The organism is Caldanaerovirga acetigignens (assembly GCF_900142995.1).
In the GTDB taxonomy this organism is placed as follows: domain Bacteria; phylum Bacillota; class Thermosediminibacteria; order Thermosediminibacterales; family Thermosediminibacteraceae; genus Fervidicola; species Fervidicola acetigignens.
This window is the reverse complement of sequence record NZ_FRCR01000002.1, coordinates 56,603-76,581: the sequence shown is the minus strand read 5'-3', so window position 1 is coordinate 76,581 and position 19,979 is coordinate 56,603. Positions and strand designations below refer to the sequence as shown.

Annotated in this window: 19 protein-coding genes; 16 read left to right on the top strand and 3 right to left on the bottom strand. The window is 44.3% G+C overall.

The features are described 5' to 3' along the window. Positions 1 to 35 precede the first annotated feature (35 nt). The 3 genes from BUB66_RS01895 (at position 36) to BUB66_RS01885 (ending at position 3,310) form a co-directional block, all read left to right on the top strand. Positions 36 to 2,012, top strand: coding sequence for a molybdopterin-containing oxidoreductase family protein (locus BUB66_RS01895; RefSeq protein ID WP_073253814.1), 1,977 nt, complete (start codon positions 36 to 38; stop codon positions 2,010 to 2,012). 184 nt (positions 2,013 to 2,196) lie between these two features. Further along, on the top strand, positions 2,197 to 2,721 hold the full coding sequence (locus BUB66_RS01890) for a type 1 glutamine amidotransferase domain-containing protein (RefSeq protein ID WP_073253812.1): 525 nt from the start codon (positions 2,197 to 2,199) through the stop codon (positions 2,719 to 2,721). An 82-nt stretch (positions 2,722 to 2,803) separates the two neighbouring features. Next, positions 2,804 to 3,310, top strand: a complete 507-nt coding sequence (locus BUB66_RS01885; protein WP_073253809.1) for a flavin reductase family protein — start codon at positions 2,804 to 2,806, stop codon at positions 3,308 to 3,310. Between the two features lie 2 nt (positions 3,311 to 3,312). On the opposite strand, the gene BUB66_RS01880 is transcribed toward BUB66_RS01885, so the two are convergent. Further along, positions 3,313 to 3,729, bottom strand: a complete 417-nt coding sequence (locus tag BUB66_RS01880; RefSeq protein ID WP_073253806.1) for an EamA family transporter — start codon at positions 3,727 to 3,729, stop codon at positions 3,313 to 3,315. A gap of 124 nt (positions 3,730 to 3,853) precedes the next feature. Between BUB66_RS01880 and BUB66_RS01875 the strand changes: the two genes are divergently transcribed. Further along, positions 3,854 to 4,549: a GntR family transcriptional regulator gene (locus tag BUB66_RS01875; protein WP_073253804.1), complete on the top strand. Its 696-nt coding sequence runs from the start codon at positions 3,854 to 3,856 to the stop codon at positions 4,547 to 4,549. Positions 4,550 to 4,562: 13 nt separating this feature from the next. Here BUB66_RS01875 and BUB66_RS01870 read toward each other — a convergent pair whose 3' ends face one another. After that, positions 4,563 to 4,910 carry a MerR family transcriptional regulator gene (locus BUB66_RS01870; protein WP_073253801.1) on the bottom strand — a complete coding sequence of 116 codons (348 nt, stop codon included), beginning with the start codon at positions 4,908 to 4,910 and terminating at the stop codon, positions 4,563 to 4,565. A gap of 133 nt (positions 4,911 to 5,043) precedes the next feature. Here BUB66_RS01870 and glnA point away from each other — a divergent pair, with 133 nt between their 5' ends. After that, positions 5,044 to 6,378, top strand: coding sequence for a type I glutamate--ammonia ligase (glnA, locus tag BUB66_RS01865; protein WP_073253799.1), 1,335 nt, complete (start codon positions 5,044 to 5,046; stop codon positions 6,376 to 6,378). A gap of 201 nt (positions 6,379 to 6,579) precedes the next feature. Here the strand turns inward: glnA and pdxR are convergent, their stop codons facing one another. After that, entirely contained in the window at positions 6,580 to 8,043 is a 1,464-nt protein-coding gene (gene pdxR / locus BUB66_RS01860; protein ID WP_073253797.1) for a MocR-like pyridoxine biosynthesis transcription factor PdxR, read from the bottom strand. A gap of 204 nt (positions 8,044 to 8,247) precedes the next feature. Here pdxR and pdxS point away from each other — a divergent pair, with 204 nt between their 5' ends. The 11 genes from pdxS to BUB66_RS01805 all read left to right on the top strand — a co-directional run bounded on the left by pdxS (position 8,248) and on the right by BUB66_RS01805 (position 19,968). Continuing rightward, the gene (gene pdxS / locus BUB66_RS01855; RefSeq protein WP_073254216.1) at positions 8,248 to 9,135 is read left to right on the top strand and encodes a pyridoxal 5'-phosphate synthase lyase subunit PdxS; all 888 of its coding nucleotides are present in this window, start codon (positions 8,248 to 8,250) and stop codon (positions 9,133 to 9,135) included. Position 9,136: 1 nt separating this feature from the next. Continuing rightward, positions 9,137 to 9,709 (top strand): pyridoxal 5'-phosphate synthase glutaminase subunit PdxT, encoded by a 573-nt coding sequence (gene pdxT / locus BUB66_RS01850; RefSeq protein WP_073253794.1) that lies wholly within the window; start codon positions 9,137 to 9,139, stop codon positions 9,707 to 9,709. 241 nt (positions 9,710 to 9,950) lie between these two features. Beyond that, positions 9,951 to 11,156: an ROK family transcriptional regulator gene (locus BUB66_RS01845; protein ID WP_244269710.1), complete on the top strand. Its 1,206-nt coding sequence runs from the start codon at positions 9,951 to 9,953 to the stop codon at positions 11,154 to 11,156. Positions 11,157 to 11,245: 89 nt separating this feature from the next. Next, positions 11,246 to 12,277, top strand: coding sequence for a TRAP transporter substrate-binding protein (locus tag BUB66_RS01840; RefSeq protein ID WP_073254214.1), 1,032 nt, complete (start codon positions 11,246 to 11,248; stop codon positions 12,275 to 12,277). A gap of 62 nt (positions 12,278 to 12,339) precedes the next feature. Beyond that, positions 12,340 to 12,816, top strand: a complete 477-nt coding sequence (locus tag BUB66_RS01835; protein WP_198409329.1) for a TRAP transporter small permease — start codon at positions 12,340 to 12,342, stop codon at positions 12,814 to 12,816. Continuing rightward, positions 12,816 to 14,108 (top strand): TRAP transporter large permease, encoded by a 1,293-nt coding sequence (locus BUB66_RS01830; protein ID WP_073253785.1) that lies wholly within the window; start codon positions 12,816 to 12,818, stop codon positions 14,106 to 14,108. Before BUB66_RS01835 ends, BUB66_RS01830 begins: the two co-directional genes overlap by 1 nt. Positions 14,109 to 14,126: 18 nt before the next feature. Then, a complete protein-coding gene (locus BUB66_RS01825) occupies positions 14,127 to 15,212 on the top strand; it encodes a M24 family metallopeptidase (protein ID WP_073253782.1) in 1,086 nt (361 codons plus the stop codon). Positions 15,213 to 15,244: 32 nt separating this feature from the next. Beyond that, positions 15,245 to 16,060, top strand: coding sequence for a 5-deoxy-glucuronate isomerase (gene iolB / locus BUB66_RS01820; protein ID WP_084098565.1), 816 nt, complete (start codon positions 15,245 to 15,247; stop codon positions 16,058 to 16,060). Positions 16,061 to 16,073: 13 nt separating this feature from the next. Further along, positions 16,074 to 17,612: a tagaturonate reductase gene (locus BUB66_RS01815; protein ID WP_073253779.1), complete on the top strand. Its 1,539-nt coding sequence runs from the start codon at positions 16,074 to 16,076 to the stop codon at positions 17,610 to 17,612. Then, the gene (locus tag BUB66_RS01810) at positions 17,609 to 19,096 is read left to right on the top strand and encodes a UxaA family hydrolase (protein ID WP_073253776.1); all 1,488 of its coding nucleotides are present in this window, start codon (positions 17,609 to 17,611) and stop codon (positions 19,094 to 19,096) included. Before BUB66_RS01815 ends, BUB66_RS01810 begins: the two co-directional genes overlap by 4 nt. A gap of 110 nt (positions 19,097 to 19,206) precedes the next feature. Further along, on the top strand, positions 19,207 to 19,968 hold the full coding sequence (locus BUB66_RS01805; RefSeq protein ID WP_244269709.1) for an IclR family transcriptional regulator: 762 nt from the start codon (positions 19,207 to 19,209) through the stop codon (positions 19,966 to 19,968). Positions 19,969 to 19,979: the final 11 nt, after the last annotated feature.

Sequence of the window (19,979 nt, the reverse complement as noted above, 5' to 3'; positions counted from 1 at the left end):
GAAGTTTCCTTTAAAGAGGAAGGAGAAGTCAAAATATGAAAGTTTACCGGACGGCCTGCACCCGGGACTGCCTTGACTGCTGCTCTATGTTAGCTTATGTGGATGATGATGGAAAGCTCGTCAAAGTAGCAGGAGACCCGGACCATCCCATTACCAGGGGTTACCTTTGCCCCAAGGGGAATTCTTATGTGGAACTGGTGTACCATCCCGACCGTCTCCGCTATCCGATGATGAAAAAAGACGGGCGATTTTTAAAAGTTACATGGGATGAGGCCTTGGATTTTGCAGCAGAAAAATTGGAGGAGGTTCTCGAAAAATATGGCCCATTAGCCGTTCTCCATTACCACTATAGCGGCTCGGAAGCCCTGACCAAACACATAGATACCAGGTTCTTCAACACTTTAGGCGGCGTCACCGCTGTAAAAGGCGACCTTTGCTTCAGTGCAGGCCTGGCCGCGCAAATTTACGACTTCGGCGGCCTTTCGCAAAACAGCATGGAAGACCTGCCGAACGCCAGAGGCTGCGTGCTATGGGGAAGAAACGTGAAATCCACCAACGTCCACGCTCTGCCCTTTATTGCTGAATGCAAGAGAAATGGCGGTAGGCTAGCCATAGTAAATCCCCTCTCCACCGGCCTTGAGGATGTGGCTGACCTGGTGGTAAGGCCAAAGCCCGGTACCGATGCTGCTCTTGCGTTAGGGGCGTGCCGGTACCTGGTGGAAAGGGAAATGTTAGACCGAAATTTCATAGAAAGGTACACTTTTGGCTTTGACCGGTTCAAAGAAGTGCTGGAGGATTATCCTCTCGAGAAGGTTTCGCAAATAACCGGAGTAGATGTAAAAGACGTTGCAAACCTAGCGCGGTTTTATGCCGATAATAACCCGGTTACCACTCTACTCGGCTTTGGACTTCAAAGATACCGAGGCGGCGGCAACGCCGTAAGAGCTATAGATGCCCTCGCAGCCGTGACAGGAAATATTGGAAAACCAGGAGCTGGAGTGTCGTACTGCAGCGACATCTTCTGGGAAGTAGGAAACCATGTAAAGGGCATCTCCTCGGCGGGCAGGACCTTTAACATTTGGAGCCTGGGTGAGGATATATTGAATGCAGACCCGCCGGTAAAAATGGCCTTTATTACCAACGCAAATCCAGTGGTCAATGCACCTGACAGCGCGAATATCATAAATGCCCTACGCAGCATAGAAACGGTAGTGGTAGTGGACCTATTTATGACCGACACGGCAAAAGAAGCCGATGTGGTTTTTCCATGTACTACTTTTTTTGAGGAAGAAAACATAAAGGTTAGTTCTTGGAGCCCGTGGATTTACTACTGCCCGAAAGTCATAGAACCTGTAGGTGAGTCGAGGCCCGACGAAGAAATATTCATAGAGCTTGCGAAAAGAATAAAGCTAAAAGGATTTCCGTGGGAAAGCCGGGAAGAATTTTTCGAATATGCAGCAGACGCATTCAACAAATTTGGCGTAAATCTTGATCGACTCAAACGAGAAGGGCACATAAAAAATCCCCTTTCGCCGGAAGTTGCATGGAAAGATAAGAAGTTCCGGACACCATCGGGTAAGTTCGAATTCTATTCGGAGAAAGCAAAAGCTGAAGGTCAATCACCGGTCGCATTTTATATGCCGCCGGAAAGTCAAGGCAACCGATTCAATTACCATCTTATAACCCCTCATTCCCTCTATCGCATCCATTCACAATTCCAGGTGACAAATTATATAAAAAGGTTAAATCCTGTTCCCAAAGTCCTTATCAATTCTGAAGAGGGAATGAGGTTAGGATTGAAAGAAGGGCAGGAAGTGGAAATCTACAATGACGCAGGGAGCATAAAAGCCAGAATTCATTTTGACCCAGTGATGAGGAAAGATACCGTGAGTTTAGAATCGGGGTGGGAAGTGGGAAGCGGCTCCTGCCCCAACTTCCTGGTGCCTCCCAGGGCAAGTGAGATGGGAGAATGTGCAGCCCTTTATGACGTGAAGGTGAACATAAAAGCGTAAGGTAGCACATTGAAAAATTTACCATTATATGTTATAATTTTTTCACAATAATAAAAACGAGAAAGCTATGGGAATTGGGCCAGCCGGAGGTGCTTTTATTTTGTCGGCAGATAAAAGCAAATTCATCCCCCTTCGGCGGCCCGAGTTTTTAGTAAGGAAAAAAGACTAAAAGGAGTGAGCCAATATGGATTTAAAAGGTAAAAAAATAATGGTCCTTGCGGAAGAAGCCTTCGAAGACCTGGAACTTTGGTATCCGGTCCTGCGGTTGAGGGAGGAAGGTTGCGAGGTAACTATAGTTGGTACAGGAACCAGTGACATGTATAAGGGCAAACACGGAGTACCAGTTAAGGTTGATAAAAACGTCGGAGAAGTTTCGGCAGATGATTACGACGGTGTTGTCGTTCCCGGAGGTTGGGCGCCTGATAAATTACGGAGGTATGAAGCGGTAAAAAAGCTGGTCAGACAGTTCGCCGAGCAAAAAAAGCTTCTGGCTACTATTTGCCACGGCCCGTGGGTTCTGATTTCGGCCGGTGTTGTAAAAGGCTATACTATGACGTGTGTTGAGGCTATAATCGATGATGTAGTTAACGCAGGGGCCGTATATGTGGACCGAGAAGTGGTAGTAGACAGGAATATAATAACTTCAAGACGGCCTCAAGATTTGCCGGCCTTTATGAGAGAGATAATAAGATATCTGAAACATAATTAGCAAAAAAAACATTTAAAGATTTCTTAAAAAAATTTGATTAGAAGTGGATACAAAAAACAAGATAAAAAAAGGGGGCTCGCCAATGTACAAAAACGTAAGTATCGAAGATGTGGCTGGCAAGTTGGTGGAACAGCTTAAAAAGGGCGCTTTTTTGACGGTTAAAAGCCAAGACAAAGTGAATGTCATGACGATTGCCTGGGGAACTGTAGGCTATATATGGCAAAAGTATATATTCATTACTCTAGTTAGACAATCCAGGTACACCTTTGAGCTAATAGAAAGAGCCACAAGTTTTACCATCAGCCTTCCTTTAAATGGGCAACTAAAGGAAGCATTGAGCTTTTGCGGAACCAGGTCGGGGAGGGAAGTGGACAAATTCGATAAATGCGGCCTTTCACTTTTGCCTGCTGAAAAGGTAGACACACCAGTTATAGATGGATGCGACCTTTATCTGGAATGCCAGACCATCTATAAGTTGCCGATGCAGCCAGAGCTATTGCCTGAACAGCTCAAAAAGTCATTTTACAGCAACGATGACTATCACGTCCTTTATTTTGGGGAGATAGTAACAGCAAGGATGAAGGAATGATATTAGTATCTGATAAGGATAATTCCCAGTATGACGAGCATGGTACCTAAAATTTTCTTTAACGTTATGCTCTCGTTCAGGAAAAGAAAGGCCAGGGCGAGCGTGATCAGAGGGAAAGAAGAACTTACTGGAACTACCTTCGAAGCTTCGCTGTTCTTTAGGGCGTAATAATAGGCAAGCTGCCCCAAAAGTGATGCCATAATGCCTTCTGCTGCAATAAATATAAAAGACCTTGCATCCACTTGGAGGTTTTTAAAACTGCCCGAAATAAGGCCTGCGGCGAGTAATATGATACTTATTGTGAAAGAACGGAGCGACAATGCAAGAAATGGCGGCAGCTTTGCAAGACCCATCTTGCCGAGTATGGGTGCCGCTCCCCAGCACAAAGCTGTAAGAAAGGCAAATATAAAGGATTTCATACCAATCTCCTCCTTTGTAGGGATTTTGCTTAAAAATAATTATACCAGTGAAAATCCCGATTTCAAAATCATAAAATATTGTGGTAAAATAATAAGTGAAAGCTGTGAATTAAGGAGGGTTATTATGCTGACCCCGACCCTAGAGTCTGGGGCTTCCCTTAGAAATAAGATATACCAATATCTGAAGAACGCTATACTGAATGGTGTATACAAGCCGGGGGAAAGCCTCATAGAGATGAAAATAGCGAAGGAACTGGGCGTAAGCCGCACTCCGGTGAGGGAAGCCATAAGGCAGTTGGAGTTAGAAGGATTGGTTTCTAGTATCCCCAATAAGGGAGTAATAGTGGAGGGTGTCACGGAACAAGATGTGGAAGATATTTATACCATCAGAAAAATGATAGAAGGCCTAGCTGCCAGGTGGGCTGCAGAAAAAATAACTCCTGAGCAGCTCAAAGAACTTAAAGATGTGGTAGACCTTATGGAATTTTACACAAAAAGAGGAGAAATAGACAAAGTATCAGAACTAGACACGAGGTTTCATGATATCATATTTAAGGCGTGCAAGAGCAGGCCATTGGAGTCGGTACTAACTAATTTCCACCATTTCATTCAGAGGGCCCGGTTGGTTTCAATAAAAAGCGGGGGGAGGGCTCCTGTCTCATTGGAAGAGCACAAAGAAATATACACTGCCTTGGAGGCTAGAGATCCCGAGGCAGCAGAAAAGGCAATGATAAAGCATGTAGAAAAGGCGAGGAGAAACCTCCATCCTTATCTAGAAGGGCATAAATTATACCAACCTAACCTGGAAAATCCTTGCTAGGACAGCAAGGATCTTATTTTTTTTCAAGCAGCTTCATAAGCACAGCTCTATTTGACACAGGAAACAAGGAGGAAAGTACGGCGCGTTCAGATGTGATACTGTCGACAGTCAACTCTTGCAGACTTTGTTCGAATACCTGAATTTTTTCTTTTATGGATTTTAGGTCAAAACCGCTTTCTTTCATCTGCTTTATCCTCATAAGTCTTAGCACGTCGCTTTCCGCATAACGCCTCTGACCACCGCTTGTGCGAACAGGGCTTATAAGTCCCAGGCTTTCGTAATATCTAATTTGTCTGGCCGATAAGCCCGTTTTTTTTTCCACGTCGCCTATGGAATAGAGGTTCCTGCCTTCAGGAGTCATTATCCCACCCCCCAACATGTTAATACTATTCTAACAAAAAACAATAATTTAGTCAATAAAACCTTACATTGATTTGACGCAATCTTACATTTATGGTATCATCCCGATAGAAGTAAAAACGGAGGAGGAACTTATGGAAAAATTAACTAAGGAAGATATAATTAAAAGGGCAGAAGAACTTGATGTCAAATTTATACGCCTTCAATTTACCGATATCCTTGGGATAATTAAAAATGTCACCATAACGGTGGACCAGTTGGAAGAAGCTTTAGATGGAAAAGTCATGTTTGACGGCTCTTCCATTGAAGGATTTACAAGGATCCAGGAGTCAGATATGTACTTAAAGCCCGATTACGACACCTTTACAATCTTGCCGTGGAGGCCGAGAAAAGGCGCCGAGGCAAGGCTCATGTGCGACGTTTACTTGCCCGACGGCCAACCTTTTATTGGTTGTCCCAGGACAATATTGAAGAAAGTTTGCGAAAAAGCCAGGAATATGGGTTACGAGTTTTACGTGGGCCCTGAACCGGAGTTTTTCCTGTTCCAACTGGATGAAAACGGACGCCCGACAACTATTACAAACGATAAGGGTAGCTATTTTGACCTTTCGCCGGTAGACCTGGGGGAAAACGCCCGGCGCGATATAGTACTGGCCCTGGAGGAAATGGGTTTTGAAGTGGAAACTTCTCACCACGAAGTGGCGCCGGGACAGCACGAGATCGACTTTAAGTACGCTCCCGCCCTCAGAGCCGCCGACAATATAGTGACATTTAAATTTGTAACAAAAGCCATAGCCATGGAGCACGGACTTTACGCCACTTTCATGCCCAAGCCAATCTTCGGCGAAAACGGCTCCGGAATGCACCTTCACATGTCCCTCTTCAAAGACGGAGTTAATGCGTTTTACGATGAAAACGACGAAGAAACGGGGCTTTCTCAGGTAGCTAAATATTTCATCGGCGGAATATTGCACCATGTAAAAGGCTTCACCGCTATTACAAACCCCACGGTGAATTCGTACAAGAGGCTTGTCCCGGGATATGAGGCGCCCGTATATATTTCGTGGTCCACGAAAAATAGGAGCGCTCTAATAAGAGTTCCCTCTTCCCGCGGAAACGGCAGCAGGATAGAATTGAGAAGTCCTGACCCATCGGCAAATCCATACCTTGCATTGGCCGTAATTCTCGCTGCGGGGCTTGACGGCATAGAAAACAAAATAGACCCGGGCCCCCAGACCTTCGACAACATTTACGAGATGACTCCGACAGAGAGGCTGGCAGCCGGTATTGAAAGTCTGCCGGGTAGCCTGAAAGAGGCATTGGAGTACCTTTCCAAAGATGAGGTCATAAAACAGACGCTCGGCCCTCACGTCTACGAGCATTTCGTGAAAGCCAAACTTATCGAATGGGAAACTTACAGGATTCAGGTCCATCAATGGGAACTTGACCAATATCTTGGAATATTTTAGCTTGAATTGAGCCCTTAAAAAAGGGCTCTTCTTTTTTGTTAAAAAATTATCGATATAAAAGAATAAAGAAGCAAGGTATTATATAGAAAAAGAAGAAGATGTGCTCACCTACGCATTATTCCCGCAGATAGCCATCAAATTCTTCCAAGAGAGGCAGGCGAAAAAATATCAGTTTGTTCACAATCTAGTAGGTGAAAACGATTACAATAAAGGCTTATACATATCGCCTTTCAGGGGGTCTATGCGATACTCCTCCAGGAGTTCTGCAATGCATCCGGCAAGCAGTTTTATCCCATCTTCGAGTTTTTCTGAAGGAATTTGGGCTATGCTGAGCCTGAAGCTCGTAGAGGGGCTGCGATCGGGGTAAAAAAAGTCTCCGGGTGTAATCAGAATCCCGTTTTTTATGGCCTTGCCGTAAAGGTTCATGGAATAGCATCCGTCGGGGAGTGTTATCCAAAAGTAAAGCCCCCCTGCTGGCTTTGACCAGGAGACACTGTCAGGAAAGTATTTTTTCATGACCTTTAATGTAATATTCCGCCTTTCGCGGAAAATTTCCCGCATTTTATCGGCGTGGTCGCAAAAAGAGCCGTCCTTCAGCATAACATCAAGGGCTCTCTGGGCAAGTTCTGATGATGTAATATCGGAAAAGTACTTTACTTCGGCCAGTTTTTTTAAAAAAGGTTCCGGCGCGACTATGAAGCCCAGCCTCAATCCGGGCATGAAAAGCTTTGAAAAGCTCTTTATATAAAAGACTCGACCCTCGGTGTCCATACTCTTTAGAGGTAAAGGCTTTTCCTCGTAATAGAGTTCACTTGTATGGTCGTCTTCTATAATTAAAAAGTCGTACTTTCGAGAAAGGGCAAAAAGCTCTTTCTTTTTTTGTTCCGAATAAGAATACCCCGTTGGGTTTTGAAAATTGGGCATAGTGTAGAAAAGTTTTGGAGGTTTCAGGCGGAGCTTTGCCGCCAGCTCATCCATGTTCGGGCCGTCCTGGGTTAGTGGGATTTCCACAATCCTTGCTCCCCTGGATTTAAAAGCATCTATGGCGCCAGGGTAAGTGGGAGATTCGACAAACACAATGTCGCCGAAATCCAGGAGAGCTTTTGAAATAATATCGATCCCCTGTTGGGCGCCTGAAACGACGTGAATTAAGTGCACTGGCACATCTATGGCATACTCCTTGGCAAGATATTTTCCCAAGGAATGCCTAAAAGGTAGATATCCTTGGCTTTCACTGTAGGAAAAGGCATAGCCGCCGTCACGATCAAGCACCTTGTTTATAGCTCTTTTAAAATCTTCCACCGGGAAATATTCAGGCGAAATGAAAGCACCGCCGAAATCGTAAGGGAATTGATGCGCAAAAGACCTTTCTTCTTCGATATCTTCACTAATGTTGCCTTCGGTAACTAGGTTCACCGCCAGCCTTACGTAAGTACCGCTTCCTACGCGGGACGTAACGTACCCGTCGCGTTCGAGCAGGCGATAGGCATTTACTACTGTTACTGGATTCACATTGAGTATAGACGAGAGCTTCCTGATAGTAGGGAGTTTTTCGCCGGGAGATAGCTTTTTCTCTTCTATCATTTTTACAATGCTTTCATACAACTGAAGATATAGGGGTTTGTCCGAGTTTCGTTCTAAATGTATCGATACAAATTTATCCATTATCGCACCTCCACTGCCATAACAAGAAAATGTATTGACAAACAATCGGGAATAGTGGGATAATATAAACGTACAATTTCCCTCTATCAAAAACAATGTTACGATACAATATTATACCAAAAAAACTTTTTTCCAAAACATTATTTTTTAAAATAATTTTTATTATAATGGGGAGGAATAGAAAGGATGCAAGAAAAAAACACAATGAACACAAATGCACATCCCGACCGCTACAGCCTGAACAAAAACCTGGCCGAGATGTTGAAGGGCGGAGTGATAATGGACGTGACCACTCCGGAACAGGCCAGAATCGCGGAAGAAGCCGGTGCAGTAGCGGTCATGGCCTTGGAGAGGGTGCCCGCTGACATCAGAAAGCAGGGCGGCGTTGCGCGCATGTCGGACCCGAAAATAATAAAAGCCATAAAGCAGGCGGTAAGCATACCGGTAATGGCAAAATGCAGGATAGGCCACTTCGCGGAGGCGCAAATCCTTGAAGCGATAGGGGTGGACTTCATCGACGAAAGCGAGGTTTTAACGCCTGCCGATGAGTTTTGCCACATAGACAAGAAGAAATTTAAAGTGCCCTTCGTTTGCGGTGCCCGGGACCTGGGCGAGGCCCTGCGAAGGATTGCCGAAGGAGCGGCCATGATAAGGACAAAAGGTGAAGCAGGTACTGGAAACGTAGTGGAGGCGGTAAGACATATCAGGACGATTAACGCCCAGATTCGAAAGCTGCAGAATATGCCGAGGGAGGAACTTATCACAGCAGCTAAGGAGATGGGAGCTCCTTACGAGCTCGTGCTTTACGTGGCAGAGCACGGCCGACTGCCGGTAGTAAACTTTGCGGCTGGAGGCGTGGCGACACCCGCCGATGCTGCTTTACTTATGCAGCTCGGTTGTGACGGAGTGTTTGTGGGTTCGGGTATATTTAAGTCTGAAAACCCCGAAAAGAGGGCCAGGGCTATAGTGAAGGCCGTTGCCCATTATGACGATCCGGAGGTACTGGCGGAAGTATCTGAGGACTTGGGCGAGCCCATGACCGGTTTGGAACTGGAGCGCCTGGAGAACCGTTACGCCGAGCGCGGGTGGTAATATGAAAGTCGGAGTGTTGGCCTTCCAGGGCGCGGTGCGGGAACACATTAACATGCTTAAAATGGCAGGCGCATATCCGATTCCTGTAAAAAAAGAAGAAGAGCTCAATGATGTGGATGCTTTAATCTTGCCTGGCGGAGAAAGTACCGTAATAGGTAAATTCTTGAGGGAGACAGGTCTCGGGAAAATCATTGTAGAGAAAGCCAAAAACGGCATGCCGATTTGGGGAACTTGTGCAGGTATGATCCTCTTAGCAAAAAAGATAGTAAACGAGGACTACGTTCATCTCGGTTTGATGGATATATGGGTAAGGCGCAATGCCTATGGGAGCCAGCTTGACAGCTTCATTGTGAGAAAAGTAGTTCCGGCTGTCTCAGAAAAACCGCTGGAATTGATATTTATAAGGGCGCCTTATGCCGAAAAAGCGGGTCCTAATGTGGAAGTATTACTTGAACTTGACGGGAAGATAGTCGCAGCAAGGCAGGGAAACCTTTTGGCTACTGCATTTCATCCTGAGGTGACGGGCGACCCTAGTTTTCATAAGTATTTTTTGGATATTGTTTGCTTGAATTAAAGGTTTATGGCCGCTTTGAAAAATCTCCGGTATTACCGGAGATTTTTTTTATTAAACCGAAAAAATTTTTTTTGTACGGTAGGAATTTTAAAATTGCTGTCGAATGTATTCTATTGAAAAGTTAATTAACTTAAAAAAGTAATTTTAATATAGAAAAAAATTGCTGTTAAATACGCGGACAAAGGTGATAAATATGCGAAAAGAGCCAGGTAATAGTAAATACGTTAAAAAAGTTAATAGAATGACAGTTTTGAATTTAATTAGAAAAAAGGAAGTCATATCCCGGCAGGAGCTTGCTGAGATTACAGGTCTCACACCTCCTGCAATAACGGGAATTATAAGGGAACTCCTGGACATGAATCTGGTAAAAGAAGTTGGCCTCGCAAGTTCGAGAGGAGGAAGGCGTGCTGTTAAGTTAAAGTTTAATTCCGGTGCGGGTCATGTATTGGGAATAGAAGTGACCAGGTTTGAGACAACCATAGGGGTTTCCGATTTAAAAAATTTGCCTGAAGATATTGAGTCGGTCGAAATGGATTTGCAAAGTCCAGAAGAAGGGGTTCCTTTATTGATAGAGCATATAAAAAATATTTTAACAAAGGGACGCCAACAAAAGAAGAATTTTATAGGAGTAGGGGTGGCTTTTCCGGGCCTGCTGAATGTGAAAAAGGGGATAGTCGAGCGTTCTGTGAATTTGGGTCCCAACTGGAACGGTTATCCTATAAAGGATGTCCTAGAAAAAGAGCTGCAACTCCCGGTTTTCGTAGAAAATAACTCCAATGCCTCAGCGCTCGCCGAAAGGTGCTTTGGAGGGGGTACCAACTGCAAGGACCTCGTATATATAAACTTGGGAGAAGGAATCAGCGCTGGTGTAATTTTAAATGACGAAATCCTGCAGGGATTTCAGGGACATGCGGGAGAGATAGGACATATCGTAATGGTAGAGGGAGGCCCGCTCTGCAATTGCGGAAACAGAGGGTGTCTTGAAAGTTTATATGGGATACCGGCCCTCTTGAGAAGGGTGAATCAGGAGATAGCTCTTATAGGGGACGATGACCCCATAAAAAAGATATGGAAGGAAAAAGGAAAAGTGAGTTATAAAGACCTGTTGAATTGTGGTTGCAATGAGGGCTCTTATGCTTTTGAGATTTTAAAGCAGATGGCTAAAAGCATAGGTCACGCAGTTGCCATAATAGTTAATTTACTCAATCCGCAAATGGTTTTTATAGGTGGCAAGATGTCAAAGGGGATGGAATTATTCCTTAGTGAGATAAGAGAAACGGTACATTCCCATTCATTCCCTGAAATTGCGAGGACCACGACCATAAATATTTCCTCATTTGGGAAAAATTCTGCGGTAATCGGGGCATGTGCTCTGGCGTTAAGGGAGCTTTTCGGGTCTTCCGATTTGCTTGATCAGATTAGTTTAAGCCAAAATCTTTTAGTTTAGATTATGACTGAAAAAAGGGGGTGGGGAATGAAGCTGATTTTAAATCTATAACAACAAACAGCAAATCAAAAAAAATAGGAGGGTTGCTTGTGCCGAGTTATTTTGTGAAAAAAATAGCGATTTTATTGTGCCTTATTTTGCTAGCCTTTACTTTTACGGGGTGCGGGCAAAAAGCGAATAACTCCGGAAGCCAGCAAGGTGCAGGGAAAAGCGAACCTCAACTGGTATTGAAACTGGCAGAAAATCAGCCCGAAGATTATCCTACTACAATCGGGGACAAAGAATTTGCGAGGTTGGTTGAAGAAAAGACAAACGGAAGGATAAAAATCGAAGTTTATGCCGGTGGACAGCTTGGTGACGAGAAAAGCGTTATTGAAGCCATCCAACTGGGCGGGATAGATTTTGCAAGAGTAAACGCCCAGCCCCTTTCGGACTTTGCAAAGCCCCTTCGGGTGCTTTCCCTACCTTACCTTTTTGACAATGAAGAACATCTCTGGAAAGTCTTGGATGGTCCTATAGGTGAGGAGCTCCTCGATACGCTGAAGGAATCGAATATGATAGGACTTGCTTATTATGATTCCGGTGCGAGGTCGTTTTATAACAGCAAGCGCGAAGTAAAGACTCCTGCAGACCTAAAGGGATTGAAGATAAGAGTTCAGCAATCAGAACTAATGGTCGCACTGGTGGAGGCTCTAGGAGCTTCGGCGACGCCTATGCCGTACGGCGAAGTTTATAGCGCCCTTCAGACTGGTGTAATCGATGGGGCAGAAAACAACTGGCCGAGCTACTATTCTACATCGCACTACGAAGTGGCAAAGTACTACACTCTAGATAACCATACGAGGACACCGGAGGTACTTATAGCATCTAAAGCGCTATGGGACAAATTGAGTGAAGAAGATAAAAAAATAATAAAAGAGGCAGCGAGAGCTTCTGAAGCAGTACAGAAAAGGGCTTGGAAGGAATATGAACAAAAGGCAATCGAAGCCGTAAAAGCAAAAGGAAATGTCATTACCGAAATAACGGATTTAAAGCCGTGGCAGGATGCGGTACAGCCTTTGTACGAAAGGTTTGGAGCAGAATACAAAGACCTGATTGAAAGGATAAAAGCTGTAAAATAGAACTTCAACGGGAAGGGAGGGGATAAATCCCTCCCTATTTGAAGTAAAAAGGAGTGGAACGGGTGAACAACAAGTTCGACAGAATTTTAAATTCAATTGTAGAGACAATAAGCATGTCCTTATTGGTTCTGATGACATTGATAGTCTCTTGGGTTGTTTTCTCTAGATATTTCCTCCACAAGACTCCTGCCTGGGGAGAAGAGGCTTCGCTTCTTTGCATGGTATGGTTTGGCTTCCTCAGTATGGCAATTGGTGTAAGGGATAACCTGCACCTGAGCATAACCATACTGGATCAGTTTTTGTCCGCAGGAGTGTTGAAGATTTTAGACTGGATAAAGAGGGTAATGATTTTTGGCTTCTCTATATTCATGATAAAAGAAGGCATCAAAATGAGTCAAGTAGCTACCGGGAATTACATGCCGGGCCTAAAACTGAACTCGGCCTTCCTTTATGCGGTTATTCCTATCTCAGGCATCGCTATGATATATTACGTTCTAACTGAGGCAATTGCGGAACTAAAAAGAAAGGGGGTTGTTTGATGAACGCGGTAGCAATTGCGCTGCTTCTTGGAGGGTTTATTCTTCTAATCCTGTTTAGAGTTCCCATTGCGTTTTCCCTTGGGATTTCCGCCGTAATTACCGCAGCTTACCTGGGTATTCCGCTTGCTATGTTGGCACAGGCGATGGTTCGCGGTATAAATTCTTTTTCCCTTCTTGCCATACCGTTTTTTATATTAGCCGGCGAAATAATGGGGGAAGGAGGCATTTCTCAAAGGCTTATAAACTTCTCGAACGTAATAGTAGGAAGAATAAAAGGTGGGCTTGCGCTCGTAAATATTCTTGCAAGTATGTTTTTCGGTGGGATATCGGGGTCATCGGTTGCAGACACTTCGTCCATAGGCTCAATATTGATACCGATGATGAAGAAAAAGGGCTATGATACTGACTATTCAGTAGCAGTAACTGTTACTAGTTCAAGCCAGGGTATACTTATACCACCTAGCCACAACATGATAATATACTCGCTGGTGGCAGGCGGTGTTTCGGTGGGAAGACTTTTTTTAGCGGGAATGATACCCGGCATCGTTTTGGGACTTGCCTTAATGATCCTTTCTTATGTGATAGCCGTCAGGAGAAATTATCCAGCGGGAGATCCTGTGTCGCTTAAAGAAGCACTTGTTGCCACAAAGGATGCTGCCCTTGGTCTTTTAACGGCTTTGATAGTAGTCGGCGGCGTTATTACGGGATTTTATACTGCGACTGAAGCTGCGGCGGTAGCGGCGTTTTATGCTTTTTTAGTAACATTCTTTATTTATAGGGATATTCCTCTATCTAAATTTCCCCATATCCTGCTGAAGAGCCTGAAGACTCTTGCTATAGTTATGGCTTTGATTGCTACATCCAATGCTTTCGGCTGGATGCTAGCGTATCTCAAAGTGCCTGCCCTTGCGACAAAAGCTCTGCTTTCAATTTCCGGCAACAGGTATGTCGTATTGTTCGTGATAAACGTATTGCTTTTGCTGCTAGGGTGTATCATGGATATGGCACCATTGATACTTATTACAACCCCAATCTTACTTCCGGTGGCGGTGCAGATTGGGGTTGACCCGGTGCACTTCGGCATAATTATGATGCTAAACCTTGCTATAGGTCTCCTTACACCTCCAGTAGGAAGTACTTTGTTTGTGGGTTGTGCCATCGGCAACATTAGCATAGAAAAATTGTCTAGGACGATGATTCCTTTTTATCTTACGATGATAGCTGTTTTATTGTTAATTACTTATGTTCCGGGAATTGTAATGTTCATGCCCAATCTCCTGATGGGAAAATAGAAAAAAGAAGGTGGTTTTTTGGCTTGGTCAAAGCAAGAATTCGAAATTAAGGTCGGAAGAATAAAAAGCCTTATGGCCGAGGAATGCATTGGAGGGGTTTTAATAACGACAAAAACAAATTTCCGGTGGCTTACAGGAGGACGGCCTTATGTAAATGAAGGTTCTGAGCGAGCTTGTGCCGACATTTTGATTACCATAGAAGGTATATATTTAATATCCAATAATATAGAAGCCGAAAGGTTGATAAGAGAGGAATTTGGAGCGCTTCCAGTAGAGAAAGTCGAATATCCTTGGTGGAAGCCTTCTGAATACGGCAAATTGTTGCTCGAAATTGCGAAAGGAAAGAAAATAATGACAGATGTAGAATTGGGCGATAAATTTTCAAGGCTCAGATGGGAACTGTTGCCCGAGGAGATAGATAGATTCCGCGAAGTATCAAGGTGCGTTGCTAATATTTTGGAAGAGGCGGCGTACAAAATTGTCCCAGGGGAAACCGAGGAAGATTTGGCAAGAATGGTAAAGAAAATAGCGTCGGATTATGAAGTAAATCCATGGGTAAATCTGGTAGCATCGGATGAAAGGGCTTTTATGTACCGCCACCCCCTTCCCACAAAAAAGAAGATAGAAAAATATGTTCTAATGGCAATATCCGGAGAAAAATACGGCCTTTTTGCCTCTGCCACAAGGTTGGTACATTTCGGCAAGGTGCCGGATGAGTTGAAAAAAAGACACGAAGCTGTTCTCAGGGTGGATGCCGCATTTATAGCGTTGACCCTGCCTGGAGTTAAAGTTGGGGATATTTTTGAAAGGGGCAAAAAGGCTTATGAGGATGCAGGGTATAAAGATGAATGGGAAAATCACCATCAGGGTGGTCTTGCAGGATATAACTCTAGAGAGTTTAAAGCGAACTCTGATTGTGAAGAAATTGTAAAAAAGGGTCAGGTTTATGCGTGGAACCCGACGATTGCAGGGGTAAAGTCGGAAGATACGATTCTGGTAAAAGATGGGTTGTCCGAAATATTGACTGTTTCCGATAATTTCCCAACGAAAGAAGTTGAACTAGATGGAATTAGCATAAAAAGACCGGACATATTGGTCAGGTGATAAAAAATTAAGCGCTATAGGAGGGAGTTAAATTGAATAATTTTATACCTTATATCGAAAAAAACGGCTACAGAGAAATAGTTAAGGCGGGAGTAGATACACGCTATACGGGCCTCGGACTTCTCACTTTAGAGAGTGAAGGAGTTTTTAGAGGGCAAACGGGGAATAAAGAGGCAGTAATTGTAATATTAACAGGAAAGTGCAGGGTAAAAATAGGAGACCTTCTTTATGAAAACTTAGGAAATAGGGAAAGTGTTTTTTCGGGCAAGGCGACGGCAGTGTACTTGCCGGTAGAGTGCGAATACGAAATCCAGGAAACCGCCGGTGGTAAGCTTGAAATAGCTATAGTTTATGCGATGGCGGAAAATAGGTATGAACCTTTTGTCGTCATGCCTGATGATGTAATTGTAAACCGGCGCGGGCTTCCCGGCTATCAGAGGGAAGTTCACGACATTATAGTTGAAAATACAAAAGGAAAAGTAGACCGCATAGTGGTTGGAGAGACCTATTCCTTTCCTGGACAGTGGTCCAGCTACCCTTCGCATAAGCACGACAAATTTGAACCGCCAGTAGAGACGGAAATGGAGGAAATATACTTTTTTAAAGTATTTCCAAAAGAAGGTTTCGGCGTGCAGGTAATATATAACGACGACCTTTCGGTGAGAGAGGCTTATATGATAAAAAATGGAGATACAGTGATAATAAAGGAAGGGTACCATCCGGTAGCTGCTGCACCAGGCTTTAATGTCTATTACCTGTGGGTCATGGCAGGACCTTACGGAAGAAAACTTACACCTAGAGATGACGAAAAATTAGTTAGTGCAATGAGAGAAGCTGGCAAATTTTAAGGAGGAATGCCTCATGGAAAAGCTCGACAGAAAACTTTTCGAAAGCGGCTTTAATTTCCCCAAAGACCTCGAAGTGCCCGCGCCTATGTGGGACTTGCCAGAAAAGGTAATCCAGTTTGGAGAAGGGAATTTCCTACGGGCCTTTGTCGATTGGATGATTCACCAGATGAACAAAAAAGGCCTTTTTAACGGGCGAGTAGTGGTGGTGCAGCCAATTGCCGAAGGATTGGTGGACAAAATAAACGAGCAGGACGGGCTCTATACCCTCATATTGAGGGGGTTGAAAGATGGAAAGCCTACAGAGATAAAGGAAATAATAAGCTCCATAAGCCGCGGCATAAATCCATACCGGGATTGGGACGAATTCCTAAGATGTGCGGAAAACCCGCAAATAGAATTTGTAATATCCAACACCACGGAAGCGGGAATATCTTATGACAAAGAAGACAGAATCGAAATGAAGCCGCCCCGGTCATTCCCCGGCAAACTTACGTCATACCTTTACCACAGGTTTAAACACTTTAACGGCGATCCCGAAAAGGGCATGGTGGTAATTCCCTGCGAACTAATCGACAGGAACGGGGATAACCTGAAGAAGATAGTGTTGCAGCTTGCCGAGGATTGGGGATTGCCGGAAGGATTTAAAGTGTGGGTGAAAGAGCACAATATCTTTCTTAATACATTGGTGGACCGAGTAGTAACGGGATATCCAAAAGATGAAATAGAACAGATGAGGGAGAAATTGGGATACGAAGACCAGCTTTTAGACACAGGAGAGCTGTTCCACCTTTGGGTAATTGAAGGTCCCAGGGAGCTTTCTGAGAAACTTCCTTTTACTGAAGTGGGATTAAATGTAATATGGACTGATGACATGACTCCATACAGGACGAGGAAGGTTAGGATATTAAACGGGGCTCATACCTCATCGGTACCTGCAGCGTTTTTGTATGGCCTTGATACCGTAGGCGAGATGATGGAACACGAAGTAATGGGAGAATACGTGAGGAGCATCATATTTGACGAAATAATACCGTCGATAGACCTGGATAAGGATATGCTAGTAGGATTCGCCGATTCCGTCATAGAAAGGTTCAAAAATCCATTTATTAAACACTACCTGATAAGCATACTTTTGAACTCCGCCTCCAAGTATAAAGCGAGGGTACTTCCTTCGATTATAGAGTATCATAGAAAATACGGTAAACTTCCGGAAAAATTAACATTTTCCATGGCCGCGCTGATAACTGTATATAAAGATGGCAAACTAGAAGGAAGTGCAATGAAAGCGCGTAGAGAAAAAGGGGAATTCATAATGAAGGACGACCTCCCTGTGCTAGAATTTTTTGAAAAGACATGGAAAAATTTTGACGGCAGCCGGGAATCTGCAATCGAGGTGGCAAAAGCAGTTCTAGGAAATAAGATGATGTGGGACGAAGATTTAAATGAGATTCCTGGCTTCGCTGAAAAGGTAGGGGAATACCTCTACGATATAACTGTCCTAGGAATAAAAGATACTGTAGACCGGCTGGTAAAGGGAGGGGTCAGTAGATGAAAGCCTTAGTTATAAATAAGTCTGATAGTGTGGCAGTAGCACTTGAACGAATAAACAAGGAGGAGGCCCTTAAAATAGGGGCTTCCTCTGTTATTGCATTGGAGGACATAAAGCAAGGCCACAAAATAGCGATAAAAGATATAAAGAAAGGGGAAAACGTGATAAAGTACGGGTTTCCCATAGGACATGCCACAAAGGACATAAAGGCGGGAGAATGGATCCATACCCACAACCTCGAGACCAACTTGGGGGAAATTCTAGAATACGAATACCGCCCAAATAATATAGAAATCCAGTACGAAAGGTGCAATAGGACTTTCATGGGCTATCGCAGGAAAAGTGGCAGAGTGGGAGTGAGAAACGAGATTTGGATAATACCGACGGTGAGCTGCGTAAACAAAAATGCGGAACTGATAGCAGTAAAGGCGAAGGAAAGGTACGGGAATGTCTACGGGATAGATGGGATTTTTGAATTTAAGCACCCCTACGGGTGTTCTCAGCTTGGGAACGACCACAAGAACACCCAAAGGATTCTTGCCGATTTAGTAAACCACCCGAATGCGGGAGGGGTGCTGGTACTTGGACTGGGATGCGAGAACAACAATGTGGAAGAATTTAAAAAGGTCCTAGGTGAATACGACCCTGAAAGAGTAAAATTTTTGGTAGCCCAGGAAGTGGAAGATGAAATAGAAGAAGGGATAAATCTAATCGGAGAACTTATAGAATATGCGTCTTGTTTCAAAAGGGAAGAATGTCCAGTTTCCGAGCTGGTAGTGGGTTTAAAATGCGGAGGGTCCGATGGGTTTTCTGGAATTACAGCAAATCCACTTGTGGGGGTATTTTCGGACAAATTAATCTCCAGCGGCGGGAGCACTGTGCTGACCGAAGTACCTGAGATGTTTGGGGCTGAGACCATACTGATGGACAGAGCTAAAGGCAGGGAAGTTTTTGAGAAAATAGTAAGGCTCATCAACGACTTTAAAGAATACTTTATGAGCTATAACCAGCCTGTGTACGAAAATCCTTCTCCTGGAAATAAAGAAGGTGGAATAACCACCCTTGAGGAAAAGTCCCTGGGCTGCGTTCAAAAGGGTGGGAGGAGTCAGGTAGTTGACGTGTTGGAATACGCAGGAGTGGTTAAGGAAAAAGGATTGAACCTGCTTTGCAGTCCTGGAAATGACATGGTTGCATCTACAGCACTTGCTGCTGCGGGATGTCAGATAATACTTTTCACCACAGGAAGGGGAACTCCTTTGGGGACGGCCGTTCCAACTATAAAGATTTCTACGAACAGCGAGATATACAAAAAGAAACAGCACTGGATGGACTTTAACGCGGGGAAGCTGCTGGAAGGGAAGGCAATTGAAGAATTGGCTGACGAGCTCATGGATTACGTAATAAAAGTGGCATCGGGGATGCCTACGAAAGCAGAAACCCTGGGTTTCAGGGAAATTGCCATATTTAAAAACGGCGTGACTTTGTGATATCTAAAAGAGCAATCAAAGTATTGACTTGAAAATTATGAAATGATAAGAATAAATTGCCCGTTTTAATGACAACTACGGGACAACGAAATGAGGGGGAAATCTTGCCTGTGGAAAACACGGTCCAGTCTATAGAGAGAGCCATAAGAATAATGGAAGAGCTGGCAACAGAAAAAGAGGGCATGGGAGTTACGGAACTTTCGCACAGAGTTCAACTTCACAAGAGCACCGTGCACCGCATCCTCAATACTCTATTGCAGTACGGTTACGTCGAGCAAAATCCCAATACGGAAAGATATCGCCTCGGGATGAAGCTCCTTTACCTGGGCGGGGCGATCCTTGACAGGATGGACATAAGGCGCGAGGCCCACGACGCATTGAATGCCCTTGCTGAAGAGGTAAACGAAACGGTGCATCTTGTCGTGCCTGAAGGCGACAGGGCTATATATGTTGACAAAATAGACAGCAAGAGGACCATAAGGATGTATTCTCAGATAGGTAGAAGAGCGCCTTACCATGCATCGGCTGTGGGAAAGGCGATTTTGGCTTTTCTCCCGCAAGAAGAAGTAGAGAGGATAATCTCAAAAGGTCTTGAAAAATACACAAAAAATACAATAACCGACCCCGAAAAGCTAAAAAAGCACCTGGAGATGATAAGGCAGAAAGGATATGCGGTGGACGACGAAGAAAACGAGGTTGGAATCCGCTGTGTAGGGGCGCCCGTATTTGACCACACGGGAATGGTAATAGCAGCCATAAGCATCTCGGGACCCATCGTTACAGTAACGAAAGAGAAGATAGCCGAGCTTTCAGAAAAGGTCATGGAAAGTGCCCGTCGGATATCGGAAAAAATGGGATGGAAGGCAGGGTAATAAAAATTTTG

Bases quoted from the DNA above. Each gene is read 5' to 3' on its own strand.
- pdxS (WP_073254216.1), top strand. From the start codon at position 8,248: ATGAACACAAATGCACATCCCGACCGCTACAGCCTGAACAAAAACCTG.
- BUB66_RS01815 (WP_073253779.1), top strand. From the start codon at position 16,074: ATGGAAAAGCTCGACAGAAAACTTTTCGAAAGCGGCTTTAATTTCCCC.
- BUB66_RS01885 (WP_073253809.1), top strand. From the start codon at position 2,804: ATGTACAAAAACGTAAGTATCGAAGATGTGGCTGGCAAGTTGGTGGAA.
- glnA (WP_073253799.1), top strand. From the start codon at position 5,044: ATGGAAAAATTAACTAAGGAAGATATAATTAAAAGGGCAGAAGAACTT.
- pdxT (WP_073253794.1), top strand. From the start codon at position 9,137: ATGAAAGTCGGAGTGTTGGCCTTCCAGGGCGCGGTGCGGGAACACATT.
- pdxR (WP_073253797.1), bottom strand. From the start codon at position 8,043: ATGGATAAATTTGTATCGATACATTTAGAACGAAACTCGGACAAACCC.
- BUB66_RS01890 (WP_073253812.1), top strand. From the start codon at position 2,197: ATGGATTTAAAAGGTAAAAAAATAATGGTCCTTGCGGAAGAAGCCTTC.
- BUB66_RS01845 (WP_244269710.1), top strand. From the start codon at position 9,951: ATGACAGTTTTGAATTTAATTAGAAAAAAGGAAGTCATATCCCGGCAG.
- BUB66_RS01810 (WP_073253776.1), top strand. From the start codon at position 17,609: ATGAAAGCCTTAGTTATAAATAAGTCTGATAGTGTGGCAGTAGCACTT.
- BUB66_RS01830 (WP_073253785.1), top strand. From the start codon at position 12,816: ATGAACGCGGTAGCAATTGCGCTGCTTCTTGGAGGGTTTATTCTTCTA.
- BUB66_RS01870 (WP_073253801.1), bottom strand. From the start codon at position 4,910: ATGACTCCTGAAGGCAGGAACCTCTATTCCATAGGCGACGTGGAAAAA.
- BUB66_RS01895 (WP_073253814.1), top strand. From the start codon at position 36: ATGAAAGTTTACCGGACGGCCTGCACCCGGGACTGCCTTGACTGCTGC.
- BUB66_RS01875 (WP_073253804.1), top strand. From the start codon at position 3,854: ATGCTGACCCCGACCCTAGAGTCTGGGGCTTCCCTTAGAAATAAGATA.
- BUB66_RS01880 (WP_073253806.1), bottom strand. From the start codon at position 3,729: ATGAAATCCTTTATATTTGCCTTTCTTACAGCTTTGTGCTGGGGAGCG.